The following is a 13,583-nucleotide window of genomic DNA, read 5'->3' on the forward strand; positions in this document are numbered from 1 at the left end:
ACGCGAATCATGCCTCCCCATATCAAATCAAGAACGCGGTCCGATCACGTTAGCAGCATCGTGCTGAAGCCTGGCGCCGCCAAACGCCTGCTTCAGCAATTGCAGCGGCCTGAAAATGCCGCCATGGTGGCGCTTACCGCAGCCGCCGCGGTGATCTTGTGGATGGCGACAATTTCTTGGGAGCCGCCATTCCCCTATCGCGAAGACTTTGTGCCGCCCCGCGACATCGTGTCGCGGATTGATTTTGCGGTGCCTGACCCGGCCGGCGATCAGCGGGCTCGCGATGCGGCGGCCGCCAATGCCCGCACCGTCTACGAAAATAACCCGGAGCCGCTCGAGCAGATGCGCGGCAAGCTGCAGTCGGCCCTCAACGGTATCGTCGGGGCGTCCGAGTTTACGCCGAAGATTGCAGAAGCTTGGGACGACTTTCTGAAGGCGCCTGCCGCTCCCGACCAGGCCTTGCCGGAAACCGAAAAGAAACGGCTGTACGAGAAGTTCCGCACCTTCTACGCGAAGGAAGGAAAGTTGACGGCGCTCGAGCAAGGAGTCGCCGCCGCTCTGACGAGCTTCACCAAGAATGGCCTGATGGACAACAACGATCAGGCGGAAAACAAAGGGAACAAGGCCGAGGTCATCGTCTATCGCAAGGGAGAGCCCGACGCGCGGCGAACCGTTTCGATTTCCGATCTGCTGATCGCCCAGGCCCGCAACAACCTGAAGAAAAACCTTGAGATCGAACTGAGCCGGCTGCAAGAGGAAGAGTCGAGCGCCGAAGTGATCGATCCGATCTACTACTGGATCAGCTCCAACCTGCGCGGCACGCTTTCCAAGAACGAAGTGGCGACCATCGCCGAACGTCAGGCGACCGTCGACAAGGTCGAACCGGTCATGCGTCACATTCCGACCGGCGAATCGCTCGCCAAGGGAGGCGTGCCGCTCGAAGGGGAACCGCTGAAACTGCTGCGGAGCGAACATGACGCCTATTGCGACGGTTTGCCTCTGACCAAGCAACTCTGGCGTTCGCTCTCGATCGTCGGCATGTTCATCGCACTAGCCACGCTCTCGGGCGTGTACCTGGCGTTTAAGTCGCCTCAGGTGCTGGCGTCGGTCCACAACTTCTTGATGTTCTTGGTTCCGATCGCTGGCGCGGTGGCGCTGGCCTATTGGATTGACGACGCTTGGCGGGCCGAACTGGTTCCGCTGATGGCGCTCGGGATGTTGCTGTCGATCGTCTATCGGCAAGAGCTGGCGCTGCTGGTTTCCGCCTGTGCAATGTTGGCGGTCGTGTTTCTGGTGGGCGAAGGCTTGGCCACCTATGTGACGATCGCGGCCGCGACGGCGACGGCCATTTTGATGACGGTGCGCATTCGCAGCCGGACCAGGTTGATTTTTGTCGGCGTCTGGGCCGCCATCGCAGCTTTCATGACGCAGCTTGGGGTCGGGGTCGTCGTTGGTCAGCCGTTGAGTATGCGATTGCTGGAAATCGCCGCCTGGCAGGCAGGCTGGGCAATTGTGACCGGCTTTTTGATGACCGGGATTTTGCCGTTCATCGAGAAGTCGTACGGAGTATTGACCGACATCAGTTTGTTAGAACTAGGGGATGCGGCCGATCCGCTGTTGCAAGAGCTCGTCCGGCGCGCTCCCGGCACCTACAACCACTCGATCAACGTCGCATCGATCGCCGAAGCGGCCGCCGATGCGATTGGTGCCAATGGCCTGTTGGCCCGCGTCGGCGCCTATTTCCACGACATCGGCAAGATGATGAAGCCCGAATACTTCATCGAAAACCAATCCGGCGACGGCAACCGCCACGCCAGCCTGTTGCCGGCGATGAGCACGTTGATCATCATCGCCCATGTCAAAGATGGCGCCGACCTTGCGCGAAAGCATAAGTTGCCCCGCGCAATCATCGACTTTATCGAACAACACCACGGCACGACGCTGGTCGAGTACTTCTATCGCGAGGCGAGTCGCCGTAGCGAGAGCGACCCTTCCAGCGGCGAAGAAGTGGACGAAAGCAGCTATCGGTACCCCGGACCGAAGCCTCAAACCAAAGAAGCTGGCGTCATGATGATCGCCGACATGATCGAAAGCGCCAGCCGCACGCTGGTCGATCCGACGCCGGCCCGTATTGAAAACCTGGTCGAAGAACTGACGATGAAGCGTCTGCTGGACGGTCAATTCGACGAATCTGGTTTGACCCTTTCCGAGTTGCGAAAGATTCAAGACAGCGTGACGAAGAGCCTGACGGCCGTCTACCACGGTCGCGTCAAATACCCCAGCCAACAGAGAGCCTAGAGCGTCCCATGGATGATGAGCCCGACGAGGCGGTCGAAGTTGTACGTCGCACCGAGTATGCGGCCCCGACCGACGAAGCGGTTCGCCAAGCGTTAGCAGCGGTTTTTGCCGGCGAGTCCATCGAAGCGTATGAAGTGAGCGTCGCCCTGGTCGACGACGCCGAGATCCACGAGGTCAACAATCGCTTTCTCAAGCACGATTACCCCACTGACGTTGTGACGTTCAATCTGACGTCCGATGACGATCTGCTGGAAGGGGAAATCGTCATTAGCTGCCAATATGCCGCGGGGGAGGCCGAAAAGTACCAGTGGCCGGCCGAGCACGAGACGTTGCTCTACGTCATTCATGGCGCCCTGCACCTGGCAGGCTATGACGATCACGAAGACGAAGATCGCCTAACGATGCGGAAACTGGAGCGGATTTATCTCGAGCGAATACAGCTAGAGCCCCCGCAGTCGCATCGCCATCTCGACCAAGCGCCCCAACAGCGAGGCGCCGTCGGATGAACGCTTCCCTGGTGTTTTGGACTTCGTGCGTTGGCGCCGCTTTCATGATATTGTCGGCGGTAACGGGACGTGTCCTCCATTATCTAAGCTGGCACGAACTGGAAGAGTTTTGCGAACGACGGCGACAGATTCGCTGGTTCCGCACGATTCACGAAAATCATGAGGACGCCGCTTTCGCGGCCCAGTGTCTGCAGGTATTGGGGACGGCGTTTTTTCTGGTCGCCGGTCAGGCCTGGTTGCTCGACCTTGGCAAGACGAACACGCTCACGCCGGCTGGTTTCGCCACTGATGTGCTGGCGGTCGCTTTCCTGTTGATCGCCTCGACGATTTGGCTTCCTTGGGCTGTCGCCGAGCATTTTGCGCCGCAGTTTATCTATTACACCTGGCGATTCTGGGCGGTCGCGAGCGTCATTTTCTCGCCGCTGGCCTGGGGCGTGCGTCTGGTGGAAGGGGTCATTCGCCGGCTCGCCAACATTCCGCACGAGGTGGTCGACGAAGAAGAGGAATTTGAAGACGAAATTCGCACGATCGTGACCGAAGGCTTGCGCGAAGGTCTGCTTGAAGAAGACGCGCGGGAAATGATCGAAAGCGTGATCGAACTGGGCGATATCGACGTCGCTGAGGTGATGACCACCCGCAACGAGATCGACGCGTTGCCGGTCGAAGCGTCGTGGGAAGACGCCGTCAAGTTCGTTCAGGAGACCGGTCGGACGCGAATTCCCGCCTTCCAGGAAGGTCTTGATCAGATTGTCGGCGTGCTGTTTGTAAAGGACCTGCTGCCGGAACTGGTCAAGCCAGAGGACGAGCGAGCGTCGCTCCGCGAATTGGCGCGTCCCTCAATGATGGTGCCGATGTCGATGCCGATCGACGAACTCCTGAAGCAGTTCTTGCGCGATCGCAATCACATGGCGATCGTGATCGACGAGTATCACGCCGTCGCTGGCCTGATCACGATCGAAGATATCCTGGAAGAGATCGTTGGCGAGATCGTCGACGAGCACGACTTGGACGAAGAGGAGGAAATCGTCCGCGTCACCCGCGATCATGCCGAAGTGCAAGGCCGGGCGCATATCGACGACGTGAACGAAGAACTCGGTCTCGATCTGCCGGTGGGAGACGACTACGATACGCTGGCCGGCATGGTGATCAGTCACCTGCAGCGGATCCCGAAGACGGGCGATCGTTTGCGCATCGACGATGTCGAAATCGTGGTGCTAGCGGCCGATCGACGTCGGATTCAAAAGTTGAAGCTGACGAAGCTCGATCCGGCTGAGTCTCCTTCTTCGTAACTTCGGGTATGCTGGTCGGCGTAGGGTCCGCTGTGCGGACCAGACAAACCGCAGCGTAGCGCGATGGTCCGCACAGCGGACCCCTACGAAGGGCGGTCGCCCAAGAAATCTGTCCGCTAGCACCGCATCTATGTCGAGCGAAAAAACTACTGGGATCGTTATTCGCATTGTCGAATTCAGCGAAAGCAGTTGCATTACCACGCTATTTACGGAGGATTTCGGCAAGATTACCGGAATTGCCAAGGGATGCCGCCGCCCGAAAAGCGCGTTCGAGTCTGCTATTGACCTGTTGTCCCTCTGTCGCATAGTGTTCCTCCACAAAACGAGCGACTCCCTCGATATCCTGACCGAAGCTAAACTTCTTCGAAAGTTTCGCTCGGCTCAGCGTAGCCTGCCCCATTTGTACGCGGGGTACTACATCGCCGAGTTGCTCGCCCAATTTACGCACGAATCGGATCCGTATCAGGAGTTATTCCAGATTACGGACCAGACCTTGCACGAACTGGATAGCGGCGGAGACGTAATGAAGTTAACGCTTCATTTCGAACTGCAGCTGCTGCGGTTGTTGGGGCAATTGCCGGAATTATCGTTTTGCGTCGATACCGGTACGCCCGCCCCAAAGACCGGTCGCGTGCCGTTGGGGCTGTTGGCTGGCGGCGTACTTTCGCCAGAAGCCAGGGCCGGACATCGGCAGGTGATTGACGTCAGTGCGGAAACGTTAGAGATCTTCCGTCGGTTTGCCGAGCCGGGAGACGCGTGGCGAGAAACGGAGATCCCGCCGAAGCGCAGCGGCGAATGCCGCGGCGTTATTAATCGATACATCACGCATCAAGCGGGCCATCGGCTTAAGATGCACGACATGCTGGGAATGTTGAGCGAATGAAACGAATGCCGGGACATGGATGCCCCCGTCGATCGTTATGGGCAGGAAGCCTTGCCGTCGTCTTGCTGGCGACGACCATGCTAGGCTGCGCTTCATGGCGACCAGGCGGAGCGACGCAAGTCGCCAATACCCCCGAAGCGTCGACCGGCGTTCGCCAGGTTTCGTTTGAAGAAAACGAGCCCCCCGGCGCCGAGGTCGATCCGGTCACCGTTGAGAAAAAGTCATGGTGGCAATCGCTGGGCGGCAGTAGCGTCGAACGCTCGATCCGCGAATCGACCGGCCGCGTCGTGCAAGACAAAGCCCGCGCCAAGCGTCTCTATGCCGAAGCGGAAACGCTGTACGACCAAGGGATGAAGGCCCCGGTCGACAAACGCGACAGCTCGTTGCATCGGGCGGCCGACAACTTCAAACTGGCCGGCAAGTACTATCCCGAGTCGGACCTCGAAGAAAACTCGCTGATGTACGCCGCCGAGTGCTACTACTTTTTGGACGAGTATCCCAGCGCCGTCGAGATGTATGGCAAGTTGGTCAAGAAGTACCCGAATACCAAATATCTCGATCAGGTCGGCAACCGCCGTTTCAAATTAGCTCGCTACTGGGTTGAGCGGTACAACGAAAACCCCGACGCGTCGCTGCAGCCGAACCTTACCGACGAGCAGCGTCCGCTGTTCGACCGCTTTGGCAATGCGATCAAGCTTTACGACATGATTCGGTTGGACGACCCGACCGGCAAGCTAGCCGACGACGCCACCTTGGCCGCCGCCAACGCCAACTTCAAGCAAGAGAAGTACGAAGCGGCCGATCGCTTCTACACCGACCTCCGGCAGAACTTCCCCTCCAGCGAACATCAGTTCATCGCTCACTATCTGGGCATGTTCTGCAAGCTGAAGATGTATCAGGGACCGTCGTATGATGGTCAGTCGCTGGACGAAGCGGGCAAACTGGCCGAGCGGATGGAGCGTCAGTTCCCCGATCGCGTCGCCGAACATCGCGAAGCGATTGACGCCGCCAAGAAAGAAGTGCGAGCCAAACAAGCGGAACGCCTCTGGCACTTGGCGACCTTCTTTGAAGGACGTCAGCAGTATGGCGGCGCCCGCTTCTACTACTTCCAGGTGATTCAGGACTTCCCGAACTCGAACATGGCCGACGCCGCCCGTGAGCGTATGCGGGAGATCGCCGATCGTCCCGACCATCCCGAGCAAAAGGCGCAGTGGCTGGTCGACTTGCTCGACTATGACGAGGACAAGGACATGCCGAAGATTGCGCCGGAAGACCCGACTCCCCGCACCGCTAACGTTCAGGCCCCATGATCGATCGTCGTTGGATCTCGTTGCCGCTGCTAGTCGCGCTGCTCAGTTCCGGCTGCGCCTGCTACCAGATTGGTGCGCGAACGCTCTACCGGCCCGATATCCAGACGATTTACGTCCCGATGTTCCCGTCCGAGTCGTTTCGTCCCGGTTTGGGAGAACGCCTGACCGAAGCGGTGGTGCGTGAGATCGAATCGACGACCCCTTATAAGGTCGTCTCGAAAGAAATGGCCGACAGTACCCTCAGCGGCGAGCTGGTCGCCGACCAGAAGGCGGTTATAGCCGAGAACGGTCTGGACGAAGCCCGCGTGATTCAGGAAACCTTGACGGTCGTCTATCGCTGGACTGACGCCCGGGGAAACGCCTTGCGAGATCCTCTTTCGCTGAGCCTGGCGCCGGCCCTTTCGGCCGATCGGATCAACACTTCCAGCAAGTACGTCCCCGAAGCGGGGCAAACGATGGCGATCGCCCAGGAAGAGGCGATCCGCGACCTGGCGGTGCAAATCGTCCGAAACATGCAGGCGCCCTGGTGATTCTGGCTATCGCCGCTTGCTAAAATAGTGCGATGCACACCGACGACCTCTCGACCCGATTTCCGAGCCGCGCTTCGACCTGGAAGCTACGTACTCGCACCCTGACCTTCGACTGCACGCCGCAGTTGATGGCGATCATCAATGTGACGCCGGACAGCTTTTCCGACGGCGGCTCTTACTTTGATCCAATGCTGGCGGTTGAGCAGGCCCTCCGCTGTGCCGAGGAAGGCGCCGCGATTCTGGACATCGGCGGCGAGAGCACCCGGCCGTATGCCGACAAGGTCGACAAGTCGGAAGAACTCCGGCGCGTGATCCCGGTGATCGAGCGCCTGAGAGAAGCGACCAGCGTGCCGATCTCGATCGACACCTCCAAGGCGGTGGTCGCCCGCGAAGCGATTGCTGCTGGGGCCGAGATCATCAATGACGTGACCGGCCTTTCCGGCGATCCGCAAATGCTGGAAACGGCGATTCGCACCCAGGCCGGTATCTGCGCCATGCACATGCAGGGGACGCCGCAGACGATGCAAGACGACCCGCAGTATGACAATGTGGTGGAGGATATCTTCGCCTACCTGGCCGAGCGGCGCGACGCGTTAATTGCGGCTGGAATTGAGCCAGAGCGAATCTGCCTCGATCCCGGCGTCGGTTTTGGCAAAACGCATCAGCACAATTTAGAATTGATGGCTCAGTGCGGGCGATATCATGAGTTGGGCCAACCGCTGCTGGTCGGCCATTCGCGTAAAGGGTTTGTCGGTAAGTTGCTCGACAATGCGGAAGCGCCGCGTACGTATGGCACGATCGGCGGAACACTGGCCCTGGCGCGGCAAGGTGTGCAGATCATCCGCGTGCATGAGGTGCGGGCGAATAAGGAAGCGCTGCGGCTGTTTGTGGCGTGTGGCGGTGTGGATGGGAAGGCAGGGGAAATCCTCTAATACAATTCTTGCGTTGGATTAGACTGGGGACGTGGAAACCGAATTTCAAAACCCGTACGCCAGTCCGCACGCAACGGCGAAACCGATCCAGGCTTCCGGGATACCGCCACTGGATTGGTGTCAGTTTCCCACGATCAGTGGGCTCATGCTGGGGGCGTTCCAGGGCGCCGTGTTGGCGGTGCTCCATGTCATTTGGCTATCGATTCTGTTACCCAGCGACCCAGGGGTGCTCTTCTCGTTGCCGCTTAGGCTGGTTGTTTTCGGGTTGGCGTTTGGGGTGATGGGGGCATTGTGTGGCGCGATCGTGGGGAGCGTTGCGCTGGCAACGCGCAACGCGGCTTGGCGAACGGCGGCTCATTTTTTTAGCTGTGCGATTGTTCCGCCTGCGGTGTTCGCAGGGCCGCTATCGGCCTACTATTACTCAGCCCATTCGCTCGCGTATCCTGGCATCGGGTTTGCGATCATGGTGCTGTTTGGCTGTGGTTTGATGATGGGGTTGTACCTGTTGGGGGGGTTGAAAACGCTCGATCGCACCGAAAGAGAAGAAGCATCGATGGCCGCATCAGGAGGCGATGTTGACGAGCGTCAATGACAACCGGTTCGCCCCGCCAAAGACGGCGGAAACGGCCAGCGCCGAGCGAGAGATTACCCCGTTCGAATGGTGCAAGACGCCTGTGGTGGCCGGGCTTCGGCTAGGGGCGTTTTTCGGTGCTGCTCGCGGTCTTGTATCTTCTGGGAATCGCGATCGCTTTCCCAGACAATCCATCGGTTCTTTTGTCGTTGCCATTCACGATGTTGATTTTTGGGGCCGTGTTCGCGTTCTTGGGTGCGCTGAGCGGTCTCCTTGTCGGGCTCGTCGCCATGCTCACGCGCGATTCATCTTGGCGAAGCGTTCCGCAATTTGTAAGCTGTGCCACTATGCCGCCGCTTCTATTTGCCGGTCCCTTTATCGCGATCGCGTATTGGGTGCGGGTTCCCATTACTCCAACGATAATGATCATTACCGCGATCTTGTTGTTCTGCGGCATGTTGATGGGAGTGTTTCTGTTTCGAAGGGTGCAATCGCCGGCCCATGCCATGTTTGCGAACAGAGCCGCGCTCCTACGGGGAGGCGAACTTGACTGACGCCAACGAAAATCCGTTCGCCAGCCCGCCGGTCGAGCAGCAAGATCCTGCCGATGCGCCCCTGATGGATGGGGATAAGATCGGGCGTTGGTTGGCGCTGCCGTTTATCTCGGGGGCGCTCAATGGAGCGGGGATCGCAACAGCTCTTACCGCCTGTTTTGTGTTGGGCGTCTCTTATGCTGAAGGGGTGCTGCTTGATTTGATCGCCGTACAGGAAAATCGAACCTCGCTGGGAATTGCGTTGGCGATGGCCGGTATATACGGGGGAGTTTTAGGTTCGCTTTCGGGGCTGATACATGGGCTGACCGCTTTCGCTCTTCGGAAGCGTCCGAGTAACCATGGGTTGACATATGCGATGGGATATCTCGCTCCGCTGGCGCTGATGTGGGCCCCGGTGTTCATTATAATTGCGGTCTTTCGCGGCGAAGCGTTGTTGTGGACGATGGTGGTGCTTTCCCTCTTGTTAGTGGCGTCCGCATGCGTGCTGTTTGGGTGGCGAATGAACCGCAACATCCGCAAATATCTGCTGTCTCGCATTGCTGACGAATCCGCGTAGACCTGGCGCCTGTTTGTAAGTTTCGACAGGGAAACGGTTTATCGCTTCTGGATGAACCTTTCCGCTTGCCGCGTTTCCATTGACTTAAACGGCAAATCTCTCGATACTACCGAGTCCGGTGCCTGCGCGCTCGCCGCTCGCTAACCCATTACCAATTCAAGGTTTCATGTCGATTCTCGAGAATCAAGATCTGGCCCAGTACTGTCTGGAAACCGCGCTACAGGCGAAAGAGGCTTCGGCCGCTTTGGCGTTGGTCTCTGGCGCACAGAAGAATGGCTGGCTACGGGAATCGGCCAAGCGGCTGCGCGCTGCCGAAGCGGCGATCACCGCCGCCAACGCGCTCGACCTGGAGGCGGCGCCCCAGTTTGGGCTGACCCCGGCTGAAGTGGATCGACTGAAACTGGACGGCAAACGGATCGAAAGCATCGCCGCTGGTCTGGAGCAGATCGCCATGCTCGAGGATCCGATTGGCCGGGTGATCGACTCGACGGTCCGGCCGAACGGACTCGACATCCAGAAGATTCGCGTACCGCTGGGGGTCGTCTTCTTCATCTATGAGTCTCGTCCCAACGTGACTGCCGATGCGGCCGCCATTTGCGTCAAGAGCGGCAACGCGGTCATCCTGCGTGGCGGCAAAGAAGCCGCTCACTCGTCGCGAGCGATCGTCGAAGTGATGCAAGACTGTGCCCTCGACTACGATATTCCTACGACGGCCGTCCAATTGGTCAACACGTCGGACCGCGCCGCCGTTGGGCACTTTCTAAAACTGAATCAATACATCGATGTCGCAATTCCGCGCGGCGGAGAAGGGCTGATTCGCCGAGTCGCCGACGAAGCGACGATGCCGGTGATCAAGCACTTTAACGGCAACTGTCACGTTTATGTCGACCGTGACGCCGATCTCGACATGGCGATGTCGATCGCGGTGAACAGCAAGTGTCATCGTTATGGCGTCTGCAATGCGGCTGAGTCCCTGGTCGTACACCAGGATGTGGCTGATCTGTTTTTGCCGGCAATTGGCGCCGCTTTGCTGGAGCGAGGCGTCGAGATTCGGGGCGACTCGACGACGCAGTCGTTGGTCCTGAAAGCGAAGACGGCGACCGACGAGGATTTTGCGGCTGAGTACCTGGGCCCGATCATCAGCGTGAAGGTGGTGGAGTCGCTCGACGCGGCGATTCGTCACATCAACCTTTACAGCTCGAAGCATACTGAATCGATCGTCACGCGAAATTTAGCGGCGGCTCGCGAGTTCGCTTCGCGGATCGACAGTTCGGCGGTCATGGTCAACGCCAGCACGCGGTTTAACGATGGCGGAGAGTTTGGCCTGGGCGCTGAGATCGGGATCAGCACTGACAAGTTCCATGCTCGCGGACCGTGCGGGTTGGAGGCGCTCACCAGTTATAAGTACGTGGTTTACGGCGACGGCCAGATTCGCTCGTAGCGGCCTTGCCGTAGCGAGCCGATTGGATTCAGGGAGGAATTCATGGGCAACGACAATGTGCTAAGCCAGGCGGAGGTCGAGAGCCTACTAAGCGCCATGGAGGCGAGTGGGCCGAAGACGTCCGAAGCGCCGCCACCGCCTGCTTCTTCAGGCGTGCAAGGTCTGGACGCTTCCGCCAGCGCGGCCGATGACATCACCCGACCAACGCGTCATCGCGAGAAGATCACCCCCTACGACTTCAAGCGTCCCGAGCGTGTCGGCAAAGAACAGATGCGGGCCCTGCAGTCGATGCATGAAGGTTTCGGGCGTAACTTTGGCGCCGCACTGTCAGGTCTCTTGCGCAACATCGTCGAGGTGAAGCTGACCAGCGTTGACCAGCTGACCTACAGCGAGTTCGTGTTCAGTCTGGAGAATCCGAGCTGTTTCAACCTGCTGACGGCCAGTCCGCTGGAAGGGAACCTGATTCTCGACATCAACCCGTCGATTCTCTATCCGATCATCGATCGCTTGTTGGGGGGCGGCAAAGAGAGCAGCCCCGTTTCTCGACGTCCGCTCACCGAGATCGAGTTGACGCTCGTGTCGCGGATCACCAGCCTCTTCTTGGGTGAACTGCGGATCGCGTGGGAAAACGTGCTCGACCTGCAGCTAGGCGTCGTTCGCGTCGAGAGCAACCCGCAGCTGGTCCAAATTGTGCCGCCGAACGAAGTGGTCGTGTTGATCAGTTTCGAACTGGCGATCGGCGACGTCCGCGGCATGATGAACCTTTGTATTCCGTTCAACTCGATCGAACGAATCGGCGGCAAGCTGACCGCCAACACCTGGTTCGCCTACGGTAGTTCCGAGATCACGGACGAATCGCGTCAGGCGCTTAGCACGCAGATGGACGGCGCTTCGGTCAAGCTAGGCGTGACGTTGGCCGAAACGAAGATAACGACCGAAGATCTGCTGGAGCTGCGAGTTGGCGACATCATCACGACGTCCAAGGATTCACGCGAGCCGCTGAAGGTGAGCGTCAACGGCGTGACTAAGTTCCTGGCCTACCCGGGCGCCTTTAAGGGACACAAAGCGATTCAGGTCGACGCCATCTTGCCCCCGAAAAAACAAAAGCCGGTTCAGCCAAAGATGCCCAGCAACACGCCGTCGCAACCGGCAAAACCGGCAAAACCGCCGGGGAAGAAATAAGGGGCCATCGCCAATCGTAGCCCAAGGGCGCAAGCCGAGGGAATGTGGTTGCGATCTGAAAGAGGTCTCAACGTGTACCACTGCTGGACAAGCCAGCAGTGGTACACGTGTGAGTCTCGTCAATTCTACGCCGCCGACGAAAAGATCAGCGACAACACGTCCAACAAGCTCGCCGCCGTCTGTGGGTTTCGATTAACGCGGCGGTCGTTTAGCTTCTTCCAGGCGATCACCGCATAGGCGAGGTACCGCTCTTGCACGTCGCTGCGTAGTGACGACGGAAGTTCGCTGGCGATTTCTGGCCAGACGTTCTGCAACTGGGCCAGCGACTCGATGCTGCCGGTCAATGCGCCTGCGACCAACTCGTCAAGCTGCGCCAGCCGCTGTTGTTCGTGGACCGAGATCCCTGAGATCTGGGAAGATGGCAGGGGACCGGCGATCTGAACCAGACGGGCCGAGCTAGTCGCACGAGAGTGGGCTGGATGAGGCGCGTGGCTACGCACGATTTTCCGCGGGCCGTCCCCTGCATCGCTGCGTGGGGTTCCAGCGGCGGCAAGTTCCGCTTCCGACGCATCATTCTGTTCCAATTCTGCGGCGTTCTTGGTTTCGTCTTCCTCCATCGAAAGCAGCTGTAGCCGCAGTCGCTGTCCGAGTGCGTCCAGCTGCAACGCGTCGAGTTGAGGATCGGCTTGGCTGAGCAATTTGACCGCTGACGCCGGCAGGTTGGTGCGGAGCGCCACCAAGACCCAAGTCGCCCACGCGTTACGCAAGCGATCGCCGTTCATCGGCGGATTGGCCAGGTCGAGCAACGAAAGGCCTTCGCCGCGAACGGCGCGACGCTGCTCTTCATGGTTGCCTTCCAGTCCCAGGAAGCGGAACGGTCGCCGCTGCGAGTAGCGAAGCCCCGTCGAAAACGAGAAGAGCGGCCGCAGGTTAACCGGCGTCAAGTTGAAGAACTGGGCGAAGATGCTCTCGTCGCCGCCATAACCGGTCAGGGCCAATCGCGGCTTATCGAGCGCCTCTTGAAACCATGCAGTCATTAAATACGGGATCCGCGCCAGCTGCGATTGCCTAAAGAGCGAAAGATCAACGGGCTTGCCGGTCGGCACCAGCTTGATCTCGCTCAACTGCGAAGGCAACGAGCTTCGCCAACTGAGATTGGCGTCCACAGTCGCCGCGGCGAGCACATGGAACGGATTGTTGGCGAACTGCACGAACTGCGGCGCATCAATCAGCAGGCAGTGCGTATAGATCTGCCGACCGCCGCGGCCGCTGTATTCGGACTGTCCGTTGATCGTCCGCGAGACGCAGTATCGCGTGGCGCTGACCGGATGAAAATTGACGCTGTACGCGGCGAGGTCCTCGCGGAGCATCGCGTCGTGGGCAGGGCACCAAGCGGCGAGTTCGCGGGAGTCTTCCTGGGTGACTCCATTGCTGGCGGCGACCAACTGATAGCCGTCGAGACGCGACGTTTGCGCCGAGGTGAAAATCGCTTGTTGAATTGTAACGGACATATAAGTGGGCAAAGATCAAA

At 59.2% G+C, this 13,583-nt stretch carries 13 protein-coding genes; 12 read left to right on the forward strand and 1 reads right to left on the reverse strand.

Annotated features, from left to right (window positions below):
* The first annotated feature begins 9 nt into the window (after positions 1–9).
* From Enr8_RS24425 to fliM, 12 genes are all read left to right on the forward strand, one after another.
* Complete coding sequence (locus Enr8_RS24425; RefSeq protein ID WP_146436831.1) at positions 10–2,298, forward strand: HD family phosphohydrolase; 2,289 nt, start codon at positions 10–12, stop codon at positions 2,296–2,298.
* Between the two features lie 8 nt (positions 2,299–2,306).
* Positions 2,307–2,804 (forward strand): rRNA maturation RNase YbeY, encoded by a 498-nt coding sequence (gene ybeY, locus Enr8_RS24430; protein WP_146436833.1) that lies wholly within the window; start codon positions 2,307–2,309, stop codon positions 2,802–2,804.
* Positions 2,801–4,093 (forward strand): hemolysin family protein, encoded by a 1,293-nt coding sequence (locus Enr8_RS24435; RefSeq protein WP_146436835.1) that lies wholly within the window; start codon positions 2,801–2,803, stop codon positions 4,091–4,093. The genes ybeY and Enr8_RS24435 overlap by 4 nt, the downstream gene beginning before the upstream one ends.
* Positions 4,094–4,223: 130 nt before the next feature.
* Positions 4,224–4,976, forward strand: coding sequence for a DNA repair protein RecO (recO, locus tag Enr8_RS24440; RefSeq protein ID WP_146436837.1), 753 nt, complete (start codon positions 4,224–4,226; stop codon positions 4,974–4,976).
* Positions 4,977–5,053: 77 nt separating this feature from the next.
* Entirely contained in the window at positions 5,054–6,286 is a 1,233-nt protein-coding gene (gene bamD, locus Enr8_RS24445) for an outer membrane protein assembly factor BamD (protein ID WP_186767865.1), read from the forward strand.
* Positions 6,283–6,816: an LPS assembly lipoprotein LptE gene (gene lptE, locus Enr8_RS24450; RefSeq protein WP_146436841.1), complete on the forward strand. Its 534-nt coding sequence runs from the start codon at positions 6,283–6,285 to the stop codon at positions 6,814–6,816. Before bamD ends, lptE begins: the two co-directional genes overlap by 4 nt.
* Positions 6,817–6,848: 32 nt before the next feature.
* Positions 6,849–7,748: a dihydropteroate synthase gene (folP, locus tag Enr8_RS24455; RefSeq protein ID WP_146436843.1), complete on the forward strand. Its 900-nt coding sequence runs from the start codon at positions 6,849–6,851 to the stop codon at positions 7,746–7,748.
* A gap of 31 nt (positions 7,749–7,779) precedes the next feature.
* Positions 7,780–8,340: a hypothetical protein gene (locus Enr8_RS24460; RefSeq protein WP_146436845.1), complete on the forward strand. Its 561-nt coding sequence runs from the start codon at positions 7,780–7,782 to the stop codon at positions 8,338–8,340.
* Between the two features lie 116 nt (positions 8,341–8,456).
* Positions 8,457–8,873, forward strand: a complete 417-nt coding sequence (locus tag Enr8_RS25880; RefSeq protein ID WP_222434945.1) for a hypothetical protein — start codon at positions 8,457–8,459, stop codon at positions 8,871–8,873.
* Entirely contained in the window at positions 8,866–9,429 is a 564-nt protein-coding gene (locus Enr8_RS24470; RefSeq protein WP_146436849.1) for a hypothetical protein, read from the forward strand. Before Enr8_RS25880 ends, Enr8_RS24470 begins: the two co-directional genes overlap by 8 nt.
* A 166-nt stretch (positions 9,430–9,595) precedes the next feature.
* Positions 9,596–10,870 (forward strand): glutamate-5-semialdehyde dehydrogenase, encoded by a 1,275-nt coding sequence (locus Enr8_RS24475; RefSeq protein ID WP_146436851.1) that lies wholly within the window; start codon positions 9,596–9,598, stop codon positions 10,868–10,870.
* Positions 10,871–10,912: 42 nt separating this feature from the next.
* Positions 10,913–12,052 carry a flagellar motor switch protein FliM gene (gene fliM, locus Enr8_RS24480; RefSeq protein WP_146436853.1) on the forward strand — a complete coding sequence of 380 codons (1,140 nt, stop codon included), beginning with the start codon at positions 10,913–10,915 and terminating at the stop codon, positions 12,050–12,052.
* Between the two features lie 125 nt (positions 12,053–12,177).
* On the opposite strand, the gene Enr8_RS24485 is transcribed toward fliM, so the two are convergent.
* A complete protein-coding gene (locus Enr8_RS24485) occupies positions 12,178–13,563 on the reverse strand; it encodes a GAP1-N2 domain-containing protein (RefSeq protein ID WP_146436855.1) in 1,386 nt (461 codons plus the stop codon).
* Between the last annotated feature and the right edge of the window lie 20 nt (positions 13,564–13,583).

This window comes from Blastopirellula retiformator (assembly GCF_007859755.1).
In the GTDB taxonomy this organism is placed as follows: domain Bacteria; phylum Planctomycetota; class Planctomycetia; order Pirellulales; family Pirellulaceae; genus Blastopirellula; species Blastopirellula retiformator.